This window comes from Leucobacter chromiiresistens (assembly GCF_900102345.1).
Lineage (GTDB): Bacteria > Actinomycetota > Actinomycetes > Actinomycetales > Microbacteriaceae > Leucobacter > Leucobacter chromiiresistens.
Genome location: NZ_FNKB01000001.1, coordinates 1,053,174 through 1,075,989 on the forward strand (window position 1 = coordinate 1,053,174; position 22,816 = coordinate 1,075,989).

Below are 22,816 nucleotides of genomic sequence, written 5' to 3' on the forward strand. Positions count from 1 at the left end.
ATGACCGAAATCGACGCCACGGCCGCGTTCCTCGCCGCCCGGGATCAGCTGCTCGCCCTCGCCGGGGAGCCGGAGCGCCAGCGCACCGAGTTCGCGTGGCCCGACGTCGGCGACGCGTTCAACTGGGCGCACGACGTGTTCGACGTGCTGGCCGAGGGCAACGACACGACGGCGCTGTGGATCGTCGAGGAGGACGGGAGCGAGCTGAAGCGCTCGTTCGCGCAGCTCAAGCAGCGCTCGGATCAGGTCGCGAACTGGTTCCGCGGCATCGGCGCGAAGCGGGGCGACGTCGCGATGCTGATGCTGGGCAACCGCGTCGAGCTGTGGGAGATCATGCTCGCCGCGATGAAGCTCGGCGTCGTGCTGCTGCCCACGTCGGTGGTGCTCGGCCCCCACGAGCTCGTCGACCGCGTCGAGCGCGGCACGGTTCGGTGGGTGTTCGCCGCCGCCGAGGATGCGATGAAGTTCGGCGAGGTGCCGGGCGACTACCGCGGCGTCGGGGTCGGCTTCGACGCGGCCACGGCCGATCAGCGCGCCCGCCTGTACGACTGGACCCGGTACGAGGAGTCGTCGGCGGGATCGCTCGCCCCCGTCGCGAAGACCACGTCGAGCGATGACGCGGCGCTGCTGTACTTCACCTCGGGCACCACGAGCCTGCCGAAGATCGTCGTGCACTCGCACACCAGCTACCCGCTGGGGCACCTCACCACGCTCTCCTGGCTCGGCGTGCGCCCCGGCGATACGCACCTCGTGATCAGCGCCCCGGGCTGGGCGAAGCACGCCTGGTCGAGCTTCTTCGGGCCGTGGCACGTCGGGGCGACCGTCTTCGTCGCGAACTACGCCCGCTTCGACGCCGAGTTCCTCGTCTCCGAGCTCGACCGCGCGGGCGTCAGCACGTTCTGCGCGCCTCCCACGGTGTGGCGCATGCTCATCCAGAGCGAGCTGACCCGCAAGCCGCGCGCGCTGCGCGAGATCGTCTCGGCGGGCGAGCCCCTGAACCCCGAGGTGATCGCCCGCATCCGCGACTGGTGGGGTCTCGAGATCCGCGACGGATACGGCCAGACCGAGACGACCGCGCTCATCGGCAACCTGCCCGGCGACCCCATCGTGCCGGGCGCGATGGGGCGGGCGCTGCCCGGCGTCTCGGCGGTGCTCATCGACCCGACGACGGGCGACGAGGCCGACGAGGGCGAGATCTGCCTGCGACTCGAACCGGAGCGCCCCGTCAACCTCATGCCGGGGTACTACGGCGATGCGGCGGCCACCGCCCGCGCCACGCGCGACGGGCTCTTCCACACCGGCGACGTGGCGCAGCGGGGGGAGGACGGCGTGCTCACCTTCGTCGGCCGCACCGATGACATCTTCAAGTCGAGCGACTTCAAGGTGTCGCCCTTCGAGGTCGAGAGCGCGCTCATCGAGCACGCGTTCGTCGCCGAGGCCGCCGTCGTCGGGGCCCCCGACGACACCCGGCTCAACGTCACCAAGGCGTACGTGTCGCTCGCGTCGGGCGTCGAGGCGGGCGAGGCGACCGCCCGTGCGGTGCTCGCCCACGCCCGCGGCGCGCTTCCCCCGTACATGCGGGTGCGCCGCGTCGAGTTCTTCGAGCTGCCGAAGACCACCTCGGGCAAGATCCGCCGCATCGAGCTCCGTCAGCGCGAGGAGGCGGCGCACGCGGCCGGCGAGCGCATCGCGACCGAGTGGCGCGAAGAGGATTTCCCGGGCCTCAAGGGCTGAGCGGTGCGGATCGGCGCGCGGGCGGCGCCCCGCACGCTCGCGGCCGATCCGCCGTCACGCGGCGTCACGCAATTGCCGTGCCGGCGATGCTGCCGGATAGTTTCGAGGTATGACGCAGATCGAAACCACCACCGCGGGGAGCCTGCCCCGCACGCAGGCCCTCATCGAGGCGAACGCCGCACGCACCTTCGCCGACGACGGCCTGACCCTGCAGTCGACGCCCGAGTTCGACGCGCTCGTCGCGGAGGCCGTGCGCGACGTTGTGGCGCGCCAGCGCGACCTCGGCATCACACAGCCGGGCGACGGCGAGTTCGGCAAGGCGATGTCGAACGCGGTCGACTACGGCGCCTGGTGGACGTACTCGTTCCAGCGCACCTCGGGGCTCACCGTCACCGAGCGCAACATCTTCACGCAGGAGCCGGTGCGCTCGACGCCCGGCAACATCCAGCTGACCTCGTTCCCCGACCGCCGCGACTGGGTCCGCTTCTCCGAGGCGTACCAGGACGGCATCAGCACGGGCACGAACGCGACGCCCTTCCCCACCACCACCGATGCGATCACCTACACGGGCCACGACCTCGTCGAGACCGACACCCGCAACCTGCGGGCCGCCCTCCAGCCGGGCGAGCAGGGGTTCATCACGGCGATCGCGCCGGGCTCGGCCGCGCGCATCCAGAACGACTTCTACCCCACGGAGCAGGCGCACATCGATGCGTGGGTCGCGGCGCTGCGCGAGGAGTACCGGGCCATCACCGACGCGGGCCTGATCGTGCAGCTCGACGATCCGTCGCTCGCCGAGAACTGGGATCAGATCAACCCGGAGCCCTCGGTCGAGGACTACCTCGCGTTCACGCAGATCCGCATCGACGCGATCAACGAGGCGATCGCGGGCCTGCCGAAGGAGCAGATCCGTCTGCACCTCTGCTGGGGCTCGTGGCACGGCCCCCACACCACCGACATCGAGCTGAAGCACATTCTGAAGACCGTGCTCGGCGCCAACGTCGGCCAGATCTCCTTCGAGGCTGCGAACGCCCGTCACGAGCACGAGTGGGCGGTGTGGGAGGAGAACCGGAGCATCATTCCCGACGACCTGATTCTCGTGCCCGGCGTGGTGGGTCACTCGACGAACCTCGTCGAGCACCCCGACCTCGTCGCTCAGCGCATCCAGCGCTTCACGAACGTCGTCGGAGCGGATCGCGTCATCGCGTCGACCGACTGCGGCCTCGGCGGGCGCGTGCACCCGCAGATCGCGTGGGCGAAGCTCGAGGCGCTCGGCGAGGGCGCGCGCCGCGCGGCGAAGCTCGCCTGAGCGGCGGCGCCGGGCGGGGCGCTCCCGGGGCGGGGCGCTCACGGGCGGGGCGCTCACGGGCGGGGCGCTCCCGCGGCGGCCCCGCGTGTTCGGGGCTCTGATCAGCCGTCTGAGCGGAGCAGCGCGTAGGTGCGGGCGAGGCGCTCGCGCCACCACTCCACGCGATCCGGCGACGCTCGGTGGTGTTCGAGCAGCGCCGCATCGAGCGCGGGTCGTCGCACGGGGATCGAGCCGCACTCGGGCACGAGCGGCGACGCGGTGACGTCGCCGTCGAGCAGCGCGACCGTGCCGAGCCCGCACGCGCCGGCGAGCAGGTCGGTGGGGAGGGCCGCCGCGAGCTGCAGCCCCATCGCGATGCCCGCGGAGGTGTCGAGCGCGCTCGAGACGACGACCGGCAGCCCGGCCTGCTCGACGATCGAGAGCGCTCTGCGCACGCCGCCGAGCGGCTGCGCCTTGACGATGAGCAGGTCGGCGGCGCCGGCTCGGGCGACGGCCAGCGGATCCTCGGCCTTGCGCACGCTCTCATCGGCTGCGATGCGCACCTCGACGCCCAGCTCCCCGATCCGCTCGCGCACCGCGACCAGCTCGCCGACGCTCGCGCTCGGCTGCTCCGCGTAGTCGAGATCGCAGGCGGCGAGCTGCGCGAGCGCCGCAACCGCCTCGTCGACCGACCAGCCCCCGTTCGCATCGACGCGCACGCGACCCTCCGGTCCGAGCGCCTCGCGCACCGCCCGAACTCGCGCGATGTCGTCGGCGAGGCTCTGTCCGCGCTCCGCGACCTTCACCTTCGCGGTCGTGCAGCCGGGGAATCGGACGAGGATCGCCTCGACCTCATCCGCTCGCACCGCCGGAACCGTCGCGTTCACCTCGATGCGCTCGCGCCGAGCGGCCGGCTGCTCACGCCACCCGAAGTCGAGGGCCGCCGCGAGCCACGGCGCCGCCTCCGCGTCGTCGTACTCGACGAACGGCGAGAACTCGCTCGCGCCCTCGGGGGCGTCGAACACGACGGCCTCCCGCACCGAGATGCCGCGGAAGCGGGTGCGGGTCGGGATCGCGACGACGTGCGCGGCGGCGATGATCTCGTCGAGGGCGGGCGGGCGGGCGGGCGTCATGCCTCGATCCTGCCACGTCGGGCTTCGGGCGCGCCCCCGTGCGCGCCGCGGCGCAGGACCGCGCTCGCCCCGCCCTCATCGCTGCGCACGGCTCCGATCCGACGTTCTGAGATCCCGGACACGGGCTGCGAGCGCGCCCTCCGCCGAGCCGCGCACGGTGCATACGCTGGCCGAACCGCAGTACCCGCACCGATGCGACGACGAAACGAGACACGGACGATGCAGACCGAAACTCCCGGCTCCGAGAGCCTCATGACTCGCGAGATCCGCACCATCGAGCGCGTTCCCGACGCGGAGCGCCACGGGCGGGTCGGCAACCAGTTCTCGCTCTGGTTCGGCGTGAACCTGCAGATCACCGCGGTCGTCGACGGCGCGATCGCCATCACATTCGGCGCCGAGGCCATGGCGGCCATCGTCGGCCTGTTCATCGGCAACGTCATCGGTGGCATCACGATGGCGCTGCACTCGGCGCAGGGGCCGCGCCTCGGCCTGCCGCAGATGATCTCCAGCCGCGTGCAGTTCGGCGTCAAGGGGGCCGCACTGCCCCTCGTGCTCACGATCCTCATGTACCTCGGATTCCAGATGACGAGCGTCGTGCTCTGCGGGCAGGCCCTCAACCTCATCTTCGGCTGGAATGCGCCCGTCTGGGGCATGGTGCTGTTCGGGCTCATGACGACCTGCGTCGCCGTCGTCGGCTACCGGCTCATCCACATGATCGGCCGCATCGCATCCGTCGTCGGCCTCATCGGCTTCGGCTACGTCGCCATCCGCCTCTTCGCGGGGTACGACGTGCAGTCCGCCTTCGGCCAGGTCGACTTCACCTGGGCGTCGTTCATCCTCGCCATCGCGCTCGCCGCAGGCTGGCAGATGACCTTCGCACCCTACGTCGCCGACTACTCGCGCTATCTGCCGCAGCGCACCTCGGTGCGGGCCACGTTCTGGAGCACCTTCCTCGGCTCCGTGATCGGCGCCCAGATCGCGATGACCCTCGGCGTGCTCATCGCCGGAGCCCTCGGAACCGACGCATTCCTCGCCAGCCAGATCGGCAGCCTCGGCGAGATCGCCGGAGGCGGGCTCGTCGCGATCCTCATCTACGTCGTCATCGTCGTGAACAAGCTCTCAGTCAACTCCCTGAACGCGTACGGCGGCTTCATGTGCATCCTCACGATCATCACCGGATGGACCAGCCACCGGCGCGTGTCGCAGACCATGCGCACCGGCATCATCGTGGGCTTCACCGTGTTCGCCACCGTCGTCGCACTCATCGCCAACGAGGTGGGGTTCCTCTCGGTGTTCAAGAACTTCGTGCTCGCGCTGCTCACCGTCTTCATCCCGTGGAGCGTGATCAACCTCGTCGACTACTACCTGATCTCGAAGGAGCGCGTCGACATCCCGGCCCTCTACGACGCCGACGGGCCCTACCGCGCCTTCAACTGGGTCGCGATCACGAGCTACGGCATCGGCGTGCTGGCGCAGGTGCCCTTCATGAGTCAGGCGCTCTACACCGGCCCCGTCGCGCAGGCGCTCGGAGGTGCCGACCTCTCGTGGCTCGTCGCGATCGTGGTGACCTTCGCCGTGTACACCCCGTGGGCGCGCCGCACGCAGTACGTGCCCGACCGGCTCATCACGGAGCGTCCCGCGGATCAACCCGGCGACCCGGCCCCCTCCACGAGCCGCGCCCTAGGCTAGGGGCATGACGCAGCAGGTATCCGAGCTCTTCGACCCCGCCGAGTGGGAGGTCGCCCCCGGCGCCGACCGCTACACCGACATCACGTCGCACCTGAGCCGCGACGGGCGCATCGCGCGCGTGGCGTTCGACCGCCCCGAGGTGCGCAATGCGTTCCGGCCCCGCACCGTCGACGAGCTCGCCGACGCGCTCGAACGCGCCCGGGTGAATCCCCGGGTCGGCGTCGTGCTGCTCACCGGCAACGGACCGAGCCCCAAAGACGGCGGCTGGGCGTTCTGCTCGGGCGGCGATCAGCGCATCCGCGGCCGCGACGGCTACCAGTACTCCGATGACGAGACCGGGGTGGGGCCGGAGGCGGCCGCTCGAGCCGGGCGCCTGCACATCCTCGAGGTGCAGCGGTTGATCCGCTTCATGCCGAAGGTCGTCATCGCGCTCGTGCCCGGGTGGGCGGCCGGCGGCGGCCACTCGCTCAACGTCGTCTGCGACCTCACCATCGCGAGCCGCGAGCACGCCAAGTTCAAGCAGACCGACGCCGACGTGGGATCGTTCGACGCCGGCTACGGCAGCGCCTACTTCGCGAAGCAGGTCGGCCAGAAGTTCGCGCGCGAGATCTTCTTCCTCGCCGAGGAGTACTCGGCCGACCGCGCCCGTGAGATCGGCGCCGTGAACGCGGTCGTGCCGCACGAGGAGCTCGAACGCACCGGAATCGCCTGGGCGCGGACGATCCTCGGCAAGTCGCCGACCGCGATCCGCATGCTCAAGTACGCGATGAACGCCGTCGACGACGGAATCGTCGGCCAGCAGCTCTTCGCCGGGGAGACGACGCGCCTCGCCTACGGCACCGACGAGGCGGTCGAGGGCCGCGATTCGTTCCTCGAGAAGCGCGACCCCGACTGGTCCCCGTACCCCTACTACTACTGAGCGGCGGTGCGGCGGGCGGGCGGCGGTGCCGCCCCCGCCGTCCGTCGTCCGCCCCGCCGCCCCGCCGCCCCGCCGCCCCGCCGCCCCGCCGTCCGCCGCCGTCCGCCGCCCGCCCCAAACCGGAGCGGGGTCACTTTCGGAGGGTGTTGCGGCGTCTCACCGCTCCGACACGCTCCGAAAGTGACCCCGCTCGCACGGCGGGCGGTTCCGAGCACGGCGGGCGGGCCGAACGCGACCGCTCGCACGGCGCGCGGCCTGTGCACGGCGGCGCGGAGTACCCTGGACGGGTGACTTCGCCCCACCGACTCCGCGCGATTCCGACCGAAGATCGAGCCTGGTTGACCGCCGCCCTCGCCGATGCGCTGCACGGCGGCGCTCCGGTGGTTCCGCTGGCGCCCGGGGCCGACGCCGACGAGGTCGCCGTGCTGCAGCAGCAGGAGCTTCCCGAGGGCACCGCGGTGGTGGTGCGCACGTCGGGATCGAGCGGTCGGCCGAAGGCGGTCGCGCTCTCGGCCGATGCACTGCGCGCGAGCGCCGAGGCGACGGCTGAGCGGTTCGGCGGGCACGGGCAGTGGCTGGTGGCGCTGCCGACGCAGCTCATCTCGGGCTTGCAGATGCTGGTGCGCAGCGAGCTCGCCGGCACGCAGCCCGTGTTCTTCGACGGGCGGTTCGACGCGGCCGCGTTCCTCGATCGGGCGGAGGCCCTCGACGCCGAGCGGCGCTTCGTCTCGCTGGTGCCGGTGCAGTTCGCGCGGCTGATCGATCTCGCCGAGCGGGATCGCGCCGCCGCCGACGTGCTGCGCCGCTTCGACGCGGTGCTCGTGGGCGGCCAGACGATGAGCGTATCGCTGCGCAGTCGCGCGCACGAGCTCGGTGTGGCGCTGCGGCGCAGTTACGGCATGACGGAGACGGCGGGCGGCTGCGTGTACGACGGCGTCGAGATCGGCGATACTCGCGTGCGCATCCGCGGCGGAGAGGTGCAACTGGCGGGTTCCTCGCTCGCGCTGGGCTACGTCGGCGATCCCGAGCTCACCGATCGGGTGTTCATCACCGAGACGGGTCGCGACGGGGCCCCGGTGCGCTGGTATCGCACGGGTGATTCGGGCGAGCTGCTCGGCGGCATGCTCACGGTGACGGGGCGCCTCGACCGGGTGATCGTCTCGGGAGGCGTCAACGTGTCGCTCGACGAGGTGGAGCGCGTGGTGCGCGAGCAGCCCGGCTGGGCCGGCGCGGTGGCGCTCGGCGCTCCGCACCCCGAGTGGGGGGAGCGGGTGTCGCTCGTCGTCGACCTCGATCGGGGTGCCGCGGGTGAGCGTCTCGCCTTCGATCGGGTGCGGGAGGTGCTGCGCGCGTCGCTCGGTCCGGCTGCGGCGCCGGAGTGGGTGACCGAGATGGACGAGGTGCCGCGGCTTGCGGGCGGCAAGCCCGATCACGCGGCGATCGAGGCGTGGATGGGCCGGTTGCGGTCGAGTTCCGATGAGGTGCGGCGCGCGGGCGCTGCGGTGACGGGCGACGCGGGTGCGCGTCGAGAGAAGGATGAGTCGTGAATCAGGCGAGGGATCGACGGCGCTCGGGCAATCCGGCGGCCCGGGCGGCTGCTGAGCGGCAGGCTGCGGCGGGCGCTGCGCCGCGCATCACGTGGCGCAACTGGGTGGGCGGCGCGCGCCTGCGCACGCTTCCGCTCGCCGTTGCGCCCGTCGCTGCGGGCAGCGGCATCGCGTACATGGTGCAGGGCTTCTCGCTGACGTTGAGCCTGCTGGCGCTCGCCGTCGCCGTGTTTCTGCAGATCGGGGTGAACTACGCGAACGACTACTCCGACGGGGTGCGGGGCACCGACGAGTTCCGCGTGGGCCCGGCCCGCCTCACCGGTTCGGGGCTGGTGAACCCGAAGCGGGTGCTCGCGCTCGCGCTCGTATTCTTCGGGCTCGCCGCCGTGGCGGGCCTCGTCGCGGTGGTGCTCAGCGGGCGCTGGTGGTTCCTCGCGCTCGGCGCGGTCGCGATCGTGGCGGCCTGGTTCTACACGGGGGGCAAGCGCCCCTACGGGTATGCGGGCCTGGGCGAGGTCGTGGTGTTCGTGTTCTTCGGGATCGTCGCGACGGTCGGCACGGTGTGGCTGCAGACGGACATCGAGGTGCAGGAGCCCTGGATCGCGGGCGCCGGGGTGGGGTTCTTCGCCGTCGCCGTGCTCGTGGTGAACAATCTGCGCGATATTCCGACGGATCGGCTGGCGGGCAAGCGCACTCTCGCGGTGCGCATCGGGGATCGGGCGTCGCGCATCCTCTACGTGGTGTGCGTGCTGCTGCCCTTCGCCGTGCCGGCGCTCTACGCGGTGGCCCAGCCCGGCATGATCCTCGTCTGGTTCGTGCTGCTCATCGCCGTTCCCGCGTCGGTGATCACGCTGACCGCGAAGACGCCGCGCGAGCTGATTCTCGTGCTGCAGCTCACGAGCCTCGCGGCGCTGGCGTACGGCGTGCTGCTGGGCATCGCGTTCGCGTTCTGAGTCGCCGAGCGGGGAGGATCTCGGACCGCACGACGCGGTGCTTGTGCGCGAGCGCGCCGCCTGGATAAGCTGAGGCCCGGAAACCCTGAACCCGGAGAGGAGCGCCCCATGGCAATCATCGGCACGTCATCGGCATCGCGACTTTCCGGCGCTCCGCAGCCGGGCGAGTAGCCGCCGCGGCCCGATCGCGGGCCGCCGCCTCCCAGCTCCAGACCTCCGCACTCCCTCTTCTCGCGCCCCGCGCCGCCCGCCTCTCGGGCTGCCGCCCCCGGGCGCCGACGCACGTCAGGCATGATGAACCACACCGCCGCTTCCCCGCGCCCCTCGAATGACCCCGCCCACGACGACCCAGCGCACGATCCCGCGCGAACCGCCGACGCGCCCGTCAGCACCGTGCGCGCGCTCGCGCGACTCCTCCCCTTCGCCCGCCCGGCGCTCCCCAGGCTGATCACCGGGCTGTTCCTCGGTCTCGGCGCAGCCGTCGCCAGCCTCATCATCCCGCTCGTGCTCGAGTGGGCGGTCGACGGGCCCATCGCCTCCGGCGACCGCGCTCGCATCCTCTGGGCCACCCTCGGCGTGCTGCTGCTCGGCGTGCTCGAGGCGCTGCTCGTGTTCCTGCGCCGGCGCATGGTGCTCGCGCCCTCGGCCGCGATCGAGTACGCGGTGCGGCAGTCGTTCTTCGAGCGCCTGCAGCGCCTGCCGGTCGCCTTCCACGACCGGTGGCAGTCGGGCCAGCTGCTCAGCCGCATGATGCAGGACATCAGCTCGATCCGCCGCTGGTTGGCGTTCGGCCTGATCCTGCTCGTCGTGAACCTGCTCACGATCGTGATCGGCATGGCCCTGCTCTTCCGCTGGCACTGGGCGCTCGGCGTCGCCTTCATCGTGTGCTCGCTTCCGATCTGGGTCGTCGGCTACCGCTTCGAGCAGCGCTACGGCGTGCTGTCGCGGCGCAGCCAGGATCAGACGGGCGACCTCGCGACAGCGGTGGAGGAGAGCGTGCACGGCATCCGCGTGCTCAAGGCGTTCGGCCGCGGCGGCCACGCGCTCTCGCAGTTCAGGCGCAGCGCCGAGACGCTGCGCGAGACCGAGATGCGGAAGGCGCGCGAGGTCGGCGGGCTCTGGTTCTGGTACGAGCTCGTGCCGATCCTCGCGATGGGGGCGTGCTTCATCACGGGCGTCTGGCTCGCGGCGCACGACCTGCTCTCGACGGGGGAGCTCGTCGCGTTCTTCGCGATGGCGGCGGCGCTGCGGTGGCCCATGGGATCGCTCGGGTTCCTCGTCTCCTTCCTGATCGACACGCGCACGGCGACCGACCGCGTCTTCGAGGTGTTCGACGCCGAGCAGACCGTGCGCGAGCCGCAGCATCCGCTGACGATCGAGCACGGCCGCGGTGCGCTCGAGTTCCGCGACGTGCACTTCCGGTACCCCGACGCCCGCCCCGACGAGACCGACCTCATCGACGGCCTCGACCTCGTGCTGCGGCCGGGGGAGACGCTCGCGATCGTCGGAGCCACCGGAAGCGGCAAGACGACGCTCACGACGCTGCCGACCCGGCTGTTCGACGTGACCGGCGGGTCGATCGTGCTCGACGGCGTCGATGTGCGCGACCTCGCGCTCGGAGACCTGCGTCGCAGGATCGGCGTGGCGTTCGAGGAGCCCATCCTGTTCTCGGCCTCGGTGCGCGAGAACGTGCTGCTGGGGCGGGAGGATCTCGATCCGAACGGGCCCGACGCCGAGCGCGTGCTGCACGACGCGCTGGCGGTCGCCCAGGCCGGGTTCGTCTTCGACCTGCCGCAGGGCGTCGACACCGAGGTGGGGGAGGAGGGGTTCAGCCTCTCGGGCGGGCAGCGTCAGCGCCTCGCCCTCGCTCGCGTGGTGGCGGCGGCGCCCGACGTGCTGGTGCTCGACGACCCGCTCTCGGCGCTCGACGTCGCCACGGAGGCGCTCGTGGAGGCGGCGCTGCGCCGCGTGCTCGTGGGCACGACCGCCCTCGTCGTCGCGCACCGGCCGTCCACCGTCGCGCTCGCCGACCGGGTTGCGGTGCTGCGCGACGGGCGCATCGATGCGGTCGGCACCCACTCCGAGCTGCTGCGCACGAGCCCCCACTACCGGCACCTGATCGCGGGCATCGAGCGCGAGGCGCTCGTCGGACCCGCAGACGAGGACGCCGCGGACGGGGACGCCGCCCGCGGCCCCGCCGCCGGGACGATGCCACCAGGCGGCCCCGCCGCCGAGACGACGACCGCCGGCGGCCCCGCCGCAGAGCATACCGAGGAGGTGCGACCGTGAGCCCCGAGAGCGTGCACGGCACGAGCGGCGAGGACCGCAACGTCTACACGCGGGAGGAGAGCCGAGCGATTCGGCGGCGCTCGCTGCGGCTGCTCGGCTCGATCCTGCGCCCGCTGCGCCGGCTCATCGCGCTGACCGCGGCGGTGGTGATCGTGTCGTCGGTGATGCGCGCGATCGGACCCTCCCTGATCGCGTACGGCATCGACGTCGCGCTCCCGGCCGCGCTCGACCGCGGCGACTGGCTGCCCGCAGCCGGCGTCACCGCGGCGTTCGTGCTCACCGGCGGCCTGGGGTCGCTGCTGGTCGGCTGGTACGTCGTGCTCATCGCCCGGCTCACGCAGGCGGTGATGCTCGAGTTGCGCACCCGCATCTTCCGCCACACGCAGCGGCTCAGCCTCGAGTTCCACGAGGGGTATACGTCGGGGCGCATCATCTCCCGCCAGACGAGCGACCTGGAATCGATCCAGGAGCTGCTCGACGGGAGCCTCAACGAGCTCGTCGACGCGGTGCTGATCGGCGCGTTCACGCTCATCATGCTGTTCCTGCTCGACTGGAGGAGCGGCCTGATCCTGCTGTGCATGGGCGTTCCGCTCGCGATCCTCATGCGCTGGTTCGTGGTGGAGTCGCAGAAGGGGTTCCGCTCGACGCGCGTCGTGAGCGCCCGCCTCATCGTGCAGTTCGTGGAGACGATGACGGGCATCCGCGCGGTGCAGGCGTTCCGTCGCGAGCGCCGCGGCGATGCCGACTTCAGCGCGATCTCGGACGAGTACCGCGGCGCGAACCTGCGCGTGCTGCGCCTCTTCGGAGTGCTCGACCCCGGCCTGATCCTGCTCGCGAACGTGACCGTGGCCGCGGTGCTGCTCTGGGGCGCGCTGCGGGTGAGCGCGGGCGAGCTCGCGATCGGCGTGCTCATCGCCGCGGTGCTCTACGTGCGCAACTTCTTCGGCCCGCTCGAAGACGTCGCGATGTTCCTCAACTCGTACCAGTCGGCGACGGCCGCGCTCGAGAAGGTCTCGGGCGTGCTCGAGGAGGAGCCGACGGTGCAGGATCCGGCCGACCCCGTGCGTCTCGAGCGCCCGCGCGGCGCGCTCACGTTCGATCACGTCACCTTCGCATACGGAACCGCCGGTGCGGGGGCGCGCACCGTGATCGACGACTGCGATCTGGAGCTGCCCGCGGGCCAGACGGTGGCGCTCGTCGGAACGACGGGTGCGGGCAAGTCGACGCTCGCGAAGCTGCTCGCGAGGTTCTACGACCCGACCGAGGGCGCGGTGCGGCTCGACGGCGTCGATCTGCGCCGGCTCGACCCCGCCGATCTGCGCCGCGCGATCGTCATGGTGACGCAGGAGGCGTACCTCTTCAGCGGCACCGTCGCCGAGAACATCGCGCTCGGGCGACCCGATGCGACCGCGGCGGAGATTCGCGCGGCCGCGCGAGCGGTGGGAGCGGAGGCGTTCATCGAGTCGCTCCCCGACGGGTTCGAGACCGACGTGAACAAGCGCGGCGGCCGGGTATCGGCGGGCCAGCGCCAGCTGATCTCGTTCGCGCGCGCGTTCCTCGCCGACCCCACCGTGCTCATCCTCGATGAGGCGACCGCGTCGCTCGACCTGCCGAGCGAGCGTCTCGTGCAGAGCGCGCTGCAGCGCCTGCTCGCAGATCGGACGGCCATCATCATCGCGCACCGCCTGTCGACGGTCGCGATCGCGGACCGGGTGCTGGTGATGGAGCACGGCCGCGTGGTGGAGGACGGCTCTCCCGAGGAGCTGGTCACCCTCGGCGGCCGGTACGCGCGGCTCTACCGCAGCTGGGAGTCGACGCAGGTGTGACGGGACCGCCTCCGCGGCGCGCGGCGCGCGGCGTGCGGCGTGCGGCGCTGCTTCGGTGAGAGATTCGGCTTCGGTGAGGCGAATTCGCGCGAAAGGTTCTCACCGACGCCGAATCTCTCACCGAAGAGCGGGCCGGGATGCGGCCGGCAGGCGGAATGCCGCGCGAAACGCGCTGCCGCGGGCTAGGAGTCGGCTGAGCGCCGATCCGTTGCGGACGCGGTGCGCGTTTCGGCATCCGGCGCGGAGGTCTGCGGGAGCGCACTCGGCTCCGCATCCGGCGCTGCACCCGCCGCACCTGCACCGGCCGATGCCCCTGCTGCGCCCGCTGCACCCGCATCCACGGCCTCGTCCTCGACGATGTCGTCGGCCGTGCGGCGGCGGTTGCGCCACTCGTAGATGCTCTCGGATGCGGTGGAGCGCGTGCGCGCCAGGAAGATGACGGAGAGCGCGACGCCGATCAGGGCCGCGAACACCGCCGCGATCCAGGGCGTCAGGCCGATGGCGTAGAGCACCGCGAACGGCACTGCGAAGAACAGCAGGCGCAGTACGATGTACACGATCCAAGCGGTGCGGGGGTTGTTCACCCGCTCGAGTGTACCGGCGGCACCTGGGCCGCGGCTCCGCGCAAGCCCCAGGGTTGCACGAGTGCTTGCGAGTACGATTGAGAGCATGGTGCGGTTCGTGATAATCGGAGTCGTCATCGCTGTGGCACTGACGCTGTACGCGCTGGTCGACGCCGCGATGACCAGCGGATCGCGTGCGCGCGGGGTGAACAAGCCGGTGTGGATCGCGATCATCGCGGTGCTGCCCGTCATCGGCGCGCTGCTGTGGTTCTTCATCGGCAAGGGCGCCGCGAACGCGCAGACGGCACGGCGGGTCGCCCCCGATGACGACCCCCGCTTCTCGGGTACGCGACTGTCGAGCTCGGATCTCGATGCGCACATGCGGGACCTCGAGGATCGCCTGCGCGAACTCGACGACGAGACGTTCCCGGGCGAGGAGCGCGCGGGGCGGCGCGACGCCGCGAGGAGCGCCGACGCCGCGACCGGCGCCGACGCCGCGACCGGCGCCGACGATGCGGCGAACGCTCAGACCGCGCTGAACGCCGACCGTGCGACTAACGCTGACTCTGACTCTGACTCTGGCGCTGACGCTGCACCGAACGCCGACACCGCGCAGGACGCGTCTCCGGGCGCCGCCGACACCGCAGCCGGCGCCGCCGACACCGCAGCAGAGGCTGCCGACACCGCAGCGGAGGCCGCCGGCACCGGCGCCGCCCGGCCCGACGCCGCCGGCAGCGCCCGCGCCGCCGACACCGGCTCGCGCCCCGCTGCGGACGACGGAGCTGCTGCCGACGACGCCCCCGACGCCGACGCGACGCAGCAGGGGCGTTCCGAGCCCCGCGGCGCCGAGGAGCGCGGAACCCGTTCCGACGGCGACGCGAAGCCGTGAGCGCGGCGCAGCCCGCAGCCGCATCGGTCTTCGCGGTCGAGCTGCTCGCCGAGCTCGTGCGCCGCGGCGTGCGCGACGTGGTGGTGTGCCCGGGGTCGCGGTCGCAGGCGCTCGCCCTCGCCGCGGCCGCCGCGCAGGAGGCCGATGCGGTGCGCCTCCACGTGAAGCTCGACGAGCGCTCGGCCGGGTTCTTCGCACTCGGCGTTGCACGTGAAACGGGCATGCCGGCGCCCGTGATCGTGACGAGCGGCACGGCGGTGGCGAACCTCATGCCGGCGGTGCTCGAAGCGCACGAGGGGCGGGTGCCGATGCTGCTGCTCACCGCCGACCGGCCCGAGGAGCTCCGCGGCATCCGCAGCAACCAGGCGACGCGTCAGGCCGACCTGTTCGGGCACGCCGCCCGGTGGTCGGTCGACGTGCCCGCACCCGAATTCGCGGGCGGCGATCTCGTGCGCGACGGGCTGCGCGATCCCGCATCGCTCGCGGCTCGGGGGCTCGCTGCGGCGCTCGGTGCGTTCGGCGGCGGGCCGGCCGGGCCGGTGCAGCTGAATCTCTCGTTCCGCGATCCGCTCTCGGGAGCGGCGGGATTCGAGCGGATGATCGCGGAGGGGTTCGCGGCGGCGGCCGCCGAGGCTGCGGAGCGCGGGCGCGAGGCGGTGGCCGCTGCAGCTGCGGAGCAGGGGCGCGCGCTGAACGCACCGGCGATGCAATCCGATGCGCAGCCCGCCCCCGACGACAGCTACGTGCACTCGGGCGACAGCCTCGCCGTCGTGATCGCGGGCGCGGGCGCCGGATCGGAGGCCGAGGAGTTCGCGCGGGCTGCCGGCCTGCCGCTGCTCGCCGAGGTCGTGAGCGGCGCCCGGTTCGGGCGCGAGGCGATCGCCGGGTACGCGACCCTGATCGACGACCCGCAGATCGGCGGCCTCGCCGAGCGTGCCATCGTATTCGGGCACCCGACTCTGACCCGCCAGATCCCCCGGCTGCTGCGCCGAGACGACGTCGACGTGATCGTCGTCGATCCGCATCACGCCTCGGGTGCCGAGTACGTCGATCCGAGTCGCGATGCGCGCGTCGTGTCTGCGGCGCGGGTAGCTCCGGATCACGATCCGCGGGCGCTGCGCCGCTGGCTCGGGGCGTGGGTGGTGGCCGATCGTGCGCTGCAGCGCGACCGGACGACGGTGCACGAACCCGACCTCGAGGCCGCGCTGGCCCCCGGCTACAAAGAGCGCAACGCGTACGCCCGCTCCGAGGTGGCGACCATGCGCGAGCCGATCTCGCGCGAGATGCTCGCCGAGAGCGTTTGGCGCGGCACGTGGCCGCACGACCGGCTGGTGATCGCGGCCTCCCGGCTCGTGCGGGTGCTCGATGCGCTGGCCCCCGCCCGCCGCGTGAGCGTGCACGCGAACCGGGGGCTCGCGGGCATCGACGGCACGGTGGCGACGGCGCTCGGCATCGCGGTGGCGAGTCAGCACGCCGAGGATCCGGCACGGGCGGCCGGCACGACCCGGGTGCTCATCGGCGATCTCGCGCTGCTGCACGATGCCGGATCGCTGCTGCTGCTGGAGGGTGAGCGCCGCCCGCGCCTGCAGCTGTTCGTCGCGAACGACGGCGGGGGCACCATCTTCGACGGTCTGGAAGTCGCGGAGACCGCTGATCCGGACGCGTTCGCGCGCGTCATGCGGACCCCGCAGCGGGCCGACGTCGGCGCGCTCGCGGCGGCGTACCGGTGGGAGCACCGCCGTGTGGAGACGCGCAGCGAACTGGAGCGGCTGCTCACCGAACCGGTCTCCGGGCCGATGATCGTCGAGGTTCCGCTGGTCGACTGAGGCGCGGGGCGCTCGTGCGCGGGCGCGTGCACCGGGTTCTCGCGCGGGGCGCTCGTGCGCCGGCGCCGCGCCCCCTACAGTGGGAGGCGAGGCGACGTGAGGAGGCACCATGACGCAGGCGTTCTGGACCGATGAGGTGGGCGAACTGCTGCGCGTGCGCCCCGGCTTCCGGCTGAGCGAGGTCGACCCGTCGGCGACGCCCGGCACCGCGGCGCGGAAGCACGCCGGTCTCGCGGAGCTGGAGCGCGCCGCTCAGGAGCTGCGCGTGCTGCAGGAGAAGCTGTTCGCGCAGAGCCGTCTCGGGGCGAAGGATCGGCTGCTCGTCGTGCTGCAGGCGATGGACGCCGCGGGCAAGGGCGGCATCGTCAATCACGTCTTCGGGCAGACCGAGCCGTACGGTCTCGCGTTGACCGCGTTCAAGTCGCCGACCGAGGAGGAGCGCGCGCACGACTTCCTGTGGCGCGTGGAGCGACGGGTGCCCGAGCCGGGCGTCATCGGGGTCTTCGACCGCTCGCACTACGAGGACGTGCTCATCCAGAAGGTGCGCGGCTTCGCCCCGCCCGAGGAGATCGAGCGCAGGTATGGTGCGATCAACGACTTCGAGGCGAGGATCACCGCAGACGGCGTGCGCGTCGTGAAGATCATGCTGCACATCTCGCCCGAGGAGCAGGCGGAGCGGCTGCTGTCACGGCTCGACGACCCCGAGAAGCACTGGAAGTACAACCCGGGAGACGTCGACGAGCGCCTCCACTGGCCCGCCTACATGGACGCCTTCCAGACCGCGATCGAGCGCACCCACTCCGATGCGGCGCCGTGGTTCGTGGTGCCGGCGAACGCGAAGTGGTACGCCCGCGCGGCCGTGCAGCGCATCGTGATCTCGGAGCTCGCAGGGCTCAGTCCGCACTGGCCGCACCCCGACTTCGACGTCGCCGCCGAGCGGCAGCGGGTGGTCGACTCCCTCGACCTGCGCTGGCCCGCGTAGCGGGCGGCGAGCCGGGCGGCCGGCGCTGAGGCTCAGGCGGCGAACGCCTCGGTGATGGGACGGAACTTCGACACCGTCTCTCCGAGTTCGTGAGTCGGATCGGAGCCGGCGACGATACCGCCGCCGGCGCTCGCCACGATCGACCGCGCGCCCGTCTCCGCATCCGGCTCGCCGAGCTGCGCGCAGCGCAGGGCGATCACCCATTCCCCATCCCCGGCGGCGTCGATCCACCCGACCGCGCCGGAGTACCGGCCGCGGTCGAACGGTTCGAGTTCGGCGATCGCCGCGACGGCGGCCGATGTCGGGGTGCCCGCGACGGCCGCGGTCGGGTGGAGGGCGCCGACGAGCTCGATCGAGGAGCTCTGCTCGCCCAGCGCGGCGCCGAGGTCGGTGGCGAGATGCCACACGTTCGGCAGTCGGAGCGGGAAGGGCTCTTCACTGGTGCGCAGCTCGCGCACGTGCGGCGAGAGCGCCGTGACGACGCTCTGCACGGCGAAGGCGTGCTCGTGCTGCTCCTTCGCGCTCGTGAGGAGCTCGTCGCGGGCGCGCGCGTCACGAGCCGCGTCCTCCCGATGCCGTCCGCGGGTTCCGGCGAGCACTCGTGCCGACACGGCGCCGCTCGTCGATCGGATCAGGGTCTCGGGGCTCGCCCCGATGAGGCCGTCGACGGCGAACGTCCAGCAGTCGAGGTACTGCTCCGCGAGCCGTGCGAGCGGCACGCGCAGGTCGGCGCCGCCGGGCAGCCGGCCTGCGAGCTGGCGCGCGATGACGATCTTCTCGAACGCGCCGTGCGCGATGCGGGCGCCCGCCTCGCGCACGCCGGCGAGGTACGCCGCCACCGAGTCGCCGCCGCCGTCGAGCTCGCGGTCGTGCAGCGCCGCCCCCTCCCAGTCGCCCGAAGCGGGGGCGGCGGGCACGGCGAACCGGGCGGCCTCGGTCTTCACGGTCTCACCGTTCTCCGCGGTCTCACCGTTCTCCGTCATCTCGACGATCTCGGTGATCCACGCCTGACCGCGATGGCGGGCGACCAGCACGCGCGGCACGATGAGCACGCTCTCGGCGGCGCTGCCGTCGGCGAACGCGAACGACCCGAGGGCGACCAGGCCCGAGCCGGGCATGCCGACCGGGTCGTCGATGGTCGCGGCCGCGGCGATCCGGCGCCACGCCTCAGCGGCGTCCGAGAACCGTCTCGGCCCGGAGAACGTGAGGCGCAGCACCTCGCCGATGCCGACGCAGCCGCGGTCGCCGCGCGTCCAGATCAGCGGCGCGCTCGGGTCGGCCAGGGAGAGGAGGTCGGGAGCCTGCTCCAGGGGCCGGGTCGTCGCGCGCAGGCGGGGCGCCGGGGGAGTGCTCGTCACAGTGCCAATCTACTCCTCCCGGCTGGGCGCGCTCCGCTCGGGCGGGCCCGCGATCGCCGCGAGCCGCGCCCCAGGAGGCGCATAGCCGTTCGAGATACGATGGGAGCGTGACCCGACCCGATACCGCGACCAAGCACGCCGCAGACGTCTCAGCAATGTTCGATGAGGTCTCGCCGCGATACGACCTCATCAACGACGTGCTCACCGTCGGCAACGACCGGTTGTGGCGCGTCGCGACGACGAAAGCGATCGCCCCGCGCAAGGGCATGCGCGTGCTCGACCTCGCGGCGGGCACCGGAACGTCGTCGGCCGCGATCGCCGCGCACGGCGCCCACGTCGTCGCCGCAGACTTCTCCGAGGGCATGCTCGCCGAGGGGCGCAAGCGCCACGCGGGCAACGATCTCATCGAGTTCCAGTGGGCCGATGCCACGCAGCTGCCGTTCGCCGACGACTCGTTCGACGCAGCGACCATCTCGTACGGGCTGCGCAACGTCAACGACCCGAAGGCGGCGCTGCGCGAGATGCGCCGGGTGGTAAAGCCCGGCGGCCGCGTCGTGATCGCCGAGTTCTCGACGCCGCCCTCCGCGCTCGTGCGCGGGCCGTACGCGTTCTACGGCCGCCACGTGCTGCCTCGCGTCGCCGGTGCCATCAACCGCGATGCAGCCGCGGCGTACCGCTACCTGAACGAATCGATCGAGGCGTGGCCCGATCAGGCCGAGCTCGCCGCATGGATGCGGGAGGCCGGATTCGAGCGCGTCGTCTACCGCAACCTGACGTTCGGCATCGTCGCACTGCACCGCGGCTTCGTGCCGCGCGAGACGCCGCAGGCCGCTGCGCCGCAGCAGCCCGCTGCGGCTGAGCCGGCGGCGGCGAAGCAGCCCGCCGCAGCGAAGCAGCCCGCAGCAGCGAAGCAGGCCGCGGCACCGAAGAATCCCGCAGCCGCGAAGAAGCCCGCTCCCGCGAAGGCGGCGCCCAAGAAGCCCGCAGCCGCGACGCCGAAGAAGCCCGCAGCCGCGAAGAAGCCCGCTGCCCCGAAGGCGGCGCCCAAGGAGCCCGCAGCTGCCGTGAAGCCGGCCCCCGCGAAGCCCGCTGCCGCGAAGGCGGCGCCCAAGAAGCCCGCAGCTGCCGCGCAGCCTGCCGCGGCGAAGCCTGCTCCCAAGAAGCCTGCGCCCCAGAAACCCGCGGCGCCCCAGCAGCCCGCCCCCGAGGCGCCGAACGACACCACCCCTCGACCTGGAGACACCCCGTGAGTCGTCCCATCGCCGAAGACACGGCAACGCAGGCGCTCCCCATGCGCCTCTTCCGCGGCGCGGCCGACCGCAGGCATGCGAAGGAGATCCAGCAGCAGCTCGAGCTCGTCGAGTCCGAGCTGCTCGAGCACCTCCGCTTCGCCTCGCCGGTCGCCGATGCACCCGCCCGTTACCTGATGGGCGCGGGGGGCAAGCGGATCCGGCCCCTGCTGACGCTGCTCACCAGCGAGCTCGGCACCGGCCCGAACGAGTTGGTGCGCCGGGCGGCGGAGGCCGTCGAGATGACGCACCTCGCCTCGCTGTACCACGACGACGTGATGGACGACGCGAAGCTGCGGCGCGGCGTCGACGCGGCTCAGACCGTCTGGTCGAACTCCGTCGCGATCCTCGCCGGAGACCTGCTCTTCGCCCGCGCGTCATCGCTGGTGTCGGGCATGGGCGAGGAGGCGATCCTGCTGCAGGCGCGCACCTTCGAGCGCCTGTGCCTGGGGCAGCTCCACGAGACGGTCGGCGCGCAGCCGGGCGACGACCCGAAGGCGCACTACATCCAGGTGCTCGCCGACAAGACCGGCGCGCTCATCTCGACCGCGGCGCGCATGGGCGTGATGTTCGGCAACGCGCCCGCCGAGTTCGCCGACCCCGTGACGGAGTACGGGGAGCGCATCGGCGTGGCCTTCCAGCTCATCGACGACGTCATCGACCTCTCGCCGAAGAAGGAGCAGACCGGCAAGCGGGCGGGCACCGATCTGCGCGCCGGCGTGGTGACGCTGCCGTACCTGCTGCTGCAGGATCGCGCCGCCTCCGGCGACGCCGACGACGCCGCGCTGCTCGCACGCATCGAGGCGGGCGTCGCCGAGATTCGGGGCGGCGCCGATCCGTCGCTGCTCGATCCCGAGGTGCAGGCGCTGCAGACGCACCCCGTCACCCGCGAGACCGAGGCGACCGCGCACCGCTGGGCGGAGGACGCGGTGCGCGCCCTCGACCCGCTGCCGAAGTCGTCGGTGAAGCGCGCACTCGAGCGCATGGCCGACTCGATCGTCAACCGCGAAGGCTGACCCGCGGCGCCGAGCGCCGCGACACGACACCACCCACGCGCGAACCCCCGCGGATCACAGCGGCGGGGGAATGGAAGGAAGAACCGAGCGATGAGCAAGATGCGACTGGCGATCGTGGGAGCCGGACCGGCGGGTATCTACGCCGCAGATCTGCTGCTGAAGGCGGAACGCGATTTCGCGGTCGAGATCGACCTCTTCGAGCAGCTTCCCGCGCCGTACGGGCTGGTGCGCTACGGCGTCTCGCCCGACCACCCCCGCATCAAGGGCATCATCACCGCACTGCGCGACGTGCTCGACCGGGCGAGCTCGGGGGAGACGGGCGACGACTCCATCCGCTACTTCGGCAACGTGCGGTACGGGCAGGATCTGAAGCTCGACGACCTCAAGCGGCACTATCACGCGGTGATCTTCTCGACCGGCGCGATCCGCGACGCCGCGCTGCAGATCCCGGGCATCGACGCCGAGGGCTCGTACGGCGCCGCCGACTTCGTGAGCTGGTTCGACGGGCACCCCGACGTGCCCCGCACGTGGCCGCTCGAAGCCCGCTCGGTCGGCGTCATCGGCAACGGCAACGTCGCGCTCGACGTGTCGCGCATGCTCATCAAGCACGCCGAGGACCTGCTGCCCACCGAGATTCCGCAGAACGTGCACGAGGGGCTCGAGGCGAACCCCATCGAGGAGCTGCACCTCTTCGGCCGACGCGGCCCGAAGTACGTGAAGTTCACGCCGCTCGAACTGCGCGAACTCGGCGAGGTGCGCGACGTCGACATGGTGATCGACGAGCGCGACTTCGCGCACGACGACGCGTTCGCCGACGAGACCCTGATGAAGAACAAGCAGGTCATCGTGATGACCCGCATCATGGACAAGTGGCGCGACGAGCAGCGCGCGCGCGAAGCCGGCGAGGTCGAGCCCGCATCGCGCCAACTCCACCTCCACTTCTGGTCGAAGCCCGTCGAGGTCGTCGTCGAGGCGGGCCGCGTCGCCGGGCTCAAGGTCGAGCGCACCGCGCCCGACGGGCAGGGCGGCATCGTCGACACGGGGGAGTTCGAGATCATCCCGATCCAGTCGCTGTACCGCGCGGTCGGGTACTTCGGATCGCCCCTCGACGAGATTCCGTTCGACGACGCGAAGGGCGTGATCCCGAACGCGCAGGGGCGGGTGCTCGACCTCGAGGGCCAGCAGATCGCGGGCGTCTACGCGACCGGGTGGATCAAGCGCGGGCCCGTCGGCCTCATCGGACACACCAAGTCGGATGCCATGGAGACGCTCGAGTGCCTGCTCGAGGATCGCGACGCGCTGTGGACCCCCGACGAGACCGACCCGCTCGCGATCCCCGCGCTGCTCGACGAGCGCGGCGTTCCGTACACGACCATCGAGGGCTGGCACCGGCTCGACGCGCACGAGCTCGGCCTGGGCGAGCCCCACGGCCGCGCGCGCATCAAGGTGGTGCCGCGCGACGAGATGACGCGCATCTCCCGCGGCGAGTAGCGCGGGCTCGCTGCGAGCCCGCGC

At 72.2% G+C, this 22,816-nt stretch carries 17 protein-coding genes; 14 read left to right on the forward strand and 3 right to left on the reverse strand.

Annotated elements, in window-relative coordinates:
- Positions 1-1,734: an AMP-binding protein gene (locus tag BLT44_RS04935; RefSeq protein WP_029608073.1), complete on the forward strand. Its 1,734-nt coding sequence runs from the start codon at positions 1-3 to the stop codon at positions 1,732-1,734.
- 109 nt (positions 1,735-1,843) lie between these two features.
- Positions 1,844-3,043, forward strand: a complete 1,200-nt coding sequence (locus tag BLT44_RS04940; protein WP_058592742.1) for a cobalamin-independent methionine synthase II family protein — start codon at positions 1,844-1,846, stop codon at positions 3,041-3,043.
- Between the two features lie 101 nt (positions 3,044-3,144).
- On the opposite strand, the gene BLT44_RS04945 is transcribed toward BLT44_RS04940, so the two are convergent.
- Complete coding sequence (locus BLT44_RS04945) at positions 3,145-4,155, reverse strand: o-succinylbenzoate synthase (protein ID WP_074689979.1); 1,011 nt, start codon at positions 4,153-4,155, stop codon at positions 3,145-3,147.
- A 219-nt stretch (positions 4,156-4,374) separates the two neighbouring features.
- Between BLT44_RS04945 and BLT44_RS04950 the strand changes: the two genes are divergently transcribed.
- The 6 genes from BLT44_RS04950 to BLT44_RS04975 all read left to right on the forward strand — a co-directional run bounded on the left by BLT44_RS04950 (position 4,375) and on the right by BLT44_RS04975 (position 13,378).
- Positions 4,375-5,844, forward strand: coding sequence for a purine-cytosine permease family protein (locus tag BLT44_RS04950; RefSeq protein WP_010155179.1), 1,470 nt, complete (start codon positions 4,375-4,377; stop codon positions 5,842-5,844).
- A 4-nt stretch (positions 5,845-5,848) separates the two neighbouring features.
- Positions 5,849-6,763: a 1,4-dihydroxy-2-naphthoyl-CoA synthase gene (locus BLT44_RS04955; protein ID WP_010155178.1), complete on the forward strand. Its 915-nt coding sequence runs from the start codon at positions 5,849-5,851 to the stop codon at positions 6,761-6,763.
- Between the two features lie 287 nt (positions 6,764-7,050).
- Positions 7,051-8,310: an AMP-binding protein gene (locus tag BLT44_RS04960; RefSeq protein WP_143025990.1), complete on the forward strand. Its 1,260-nt coding sequence runs from the start codon at positions 7,051-7,053 to the stop codon at positions 8,308-8,310.
- Positions 8,307-9,263: a 1,4-dihydroxy-2-naphthoate polyprenyltransferase gene (locus tag BLT44_RS04965; RefSeq protein WP_010155175.1), complete on the forward strand. Its 957-nt coding sequence runs from the start codon at positions 8,307-8,309 to the stop codon at positions 9,261-9,263. The genes BLT44_RS04960 and BLT44_RS04965 overlap by 4 nt, the downstream gene beginning before the upstream one ends.
- A 291-nt stretch (positions 9,264-9,554) precedes the next feature.
- Positions 9,555-11,552, forward strand: coding sequence for an ABC transporter ATP-binding protein (locus tag BLT44_RS04970; protein ID WP_010155174.1), 1,998 nt, complete (start codon positions 9,555-9,557; stop codon positions 11,550-11,552).
- Positions 11,549-13,378 (forward strand): ABC transporter ATP-binding protein, encoded by a 1,830-nt coding sequence (locus BLT44_RS04975; RefSeq protein WP_010155170.1) that lies wholly within the window; start codon positions 11,549-11,551, stop codon positions 13,376-13,378. The genes BLT44_RS04970 and BLT44_RS04975 overlap by 4 nt, the downstream gene beginning before the upstream one ends.
- Before the next feature lie 182 nt (positions 13,379-13,560).
- On the opposite strand, the gene BLT44_RS04980 is transcribed toward BLT44_RS04975, so the two are convergent.
- Entirely contained in the window at positions 13,561-13,962 is a 402-nt protein-coding gene (locus tag BLT44_RS04980; RefSeq protein ID WP_010155169.1) for a DUF4229 domain-containing protein, read from the reverse strand.
- 85 nt (positions 13,963-14,047) lie between these two features.
- On the opposite strand from BLT44_RS04980, the gene BLT44_RS15775 reads away from it, so the two are divergent.
- The 3 genes from BLT44_RS15775 (at position 14,048) to BLT44_RS04995 (ending at position 17,638) form a co-directional block, all read left to right on the forward strand.
- Positions 14,048-14,830 (forward strand): PLD nuclease N-terminal domain-containing protein, encoded by a 783-nt coding sequence (locus tag BLT44_RS15775; protein WP_218130074.1) that lies wholly within the window; start codon positions 14,048-14,050, stop codon positions 14,828-14,830.
- On the forward strand, positions 14,827-16,656 hold the full coding sequence (gene menD, locus BLT44_RS04990; protein ID WP_010155167.1) for a 2-succinyl-5-enolpyruvyl-6-hydroxy-3-cyclohexene-1-carboxylic-acid synthase: 1,830 nt from the start codon (positions 14,827-14,829) through the stop codon (positions 16,654-16,656). The genes BLT44_RS15775 and menD overlap by 4 nt, the downstream gene beginning before the upstream one ends.
- 109 nt (positions 16,657-16,765) lie before the next feature.
- A complete protein-coding gene (locus tag BLT44_RS04995) occupies positions 16,766-17,638 on the forward strand; it encodes a PPK2 family polyphosphate kinase (protein ID WP_010155165.1) in 873 nt (290 codons plus the stop codon).
- Positions 17,639-17,670: 32 nt separating this feature from the next.
- Here BLT44_RS04995 and BLT44_RS05000 read toward each other — a convergent pair whose 3' ends face one another.
- On the reverse strand, positions 17,671-18,996 hold the full coding sequence (locus BLT44_RS05000) for an isochorismate synthase (protein ID WP_010155164.1): 1,326 nt from the start codon (positions 18,994-18,996) through the stop codon (positions 17,671-17,673).
- Positions 18,997-19,103: 107 nt separating this feature from the next.
- Here BLT44_RS05000 and BLT44_RS05005 point away from each other — a divergent pair, with 107 nt between their 5' ends.
- The 3 genes from BLT44_RS05005 to BLT44_RS05015 all read left to right on the forward strand — a co-directional run bounded on the left by BLT44_RS05005 (position 19,104) and on the right by BLT44_RS05015 (position 22,792).
- The gene (locus BLT44_RS05005; protein WP_143025991.1) at positions 19,104-20,246 is read left to right on the forward strand and encodes a class I SAM-dependent methyltransferase; all 1,143 of its coding nucleotides are present in this window, start codon (positions 19,104-19,106) and stop codon (positions 20,244-20,246) included.
- Between the two features lie 41 nt (positions 20,247-20,287).
- The gene (locus BLT44_RS05010) at positions 20,288-21,301 is read left to right on the forward strand and encodes a polyprenyl synthetase family protein (RefSeq protein ID WP_081473372.1); all 1,014 of its coding nucleotides are present in this window, start codon (positions 20,288-20,290) and stop codon (positions 21,299-21,301) included.
- A gap of 90 nt (positions 21,302-21,391) precedes the next feature.
- Positions 21,392-22,792 carry an FAD-dependent oxidoreductase gene (locus BLT44_RS05015; protein ID WP_010155161.1) on the forward strand — a complete coding sequence of 467 codons (1,401 nt, stop codon included), beginning with the start codon at positions 21,392-21,394 and terminating at the stop codon, positions 22,790-22,792.
- Positions 22,793-22,816: the final 24 nt, after the last annotated feature.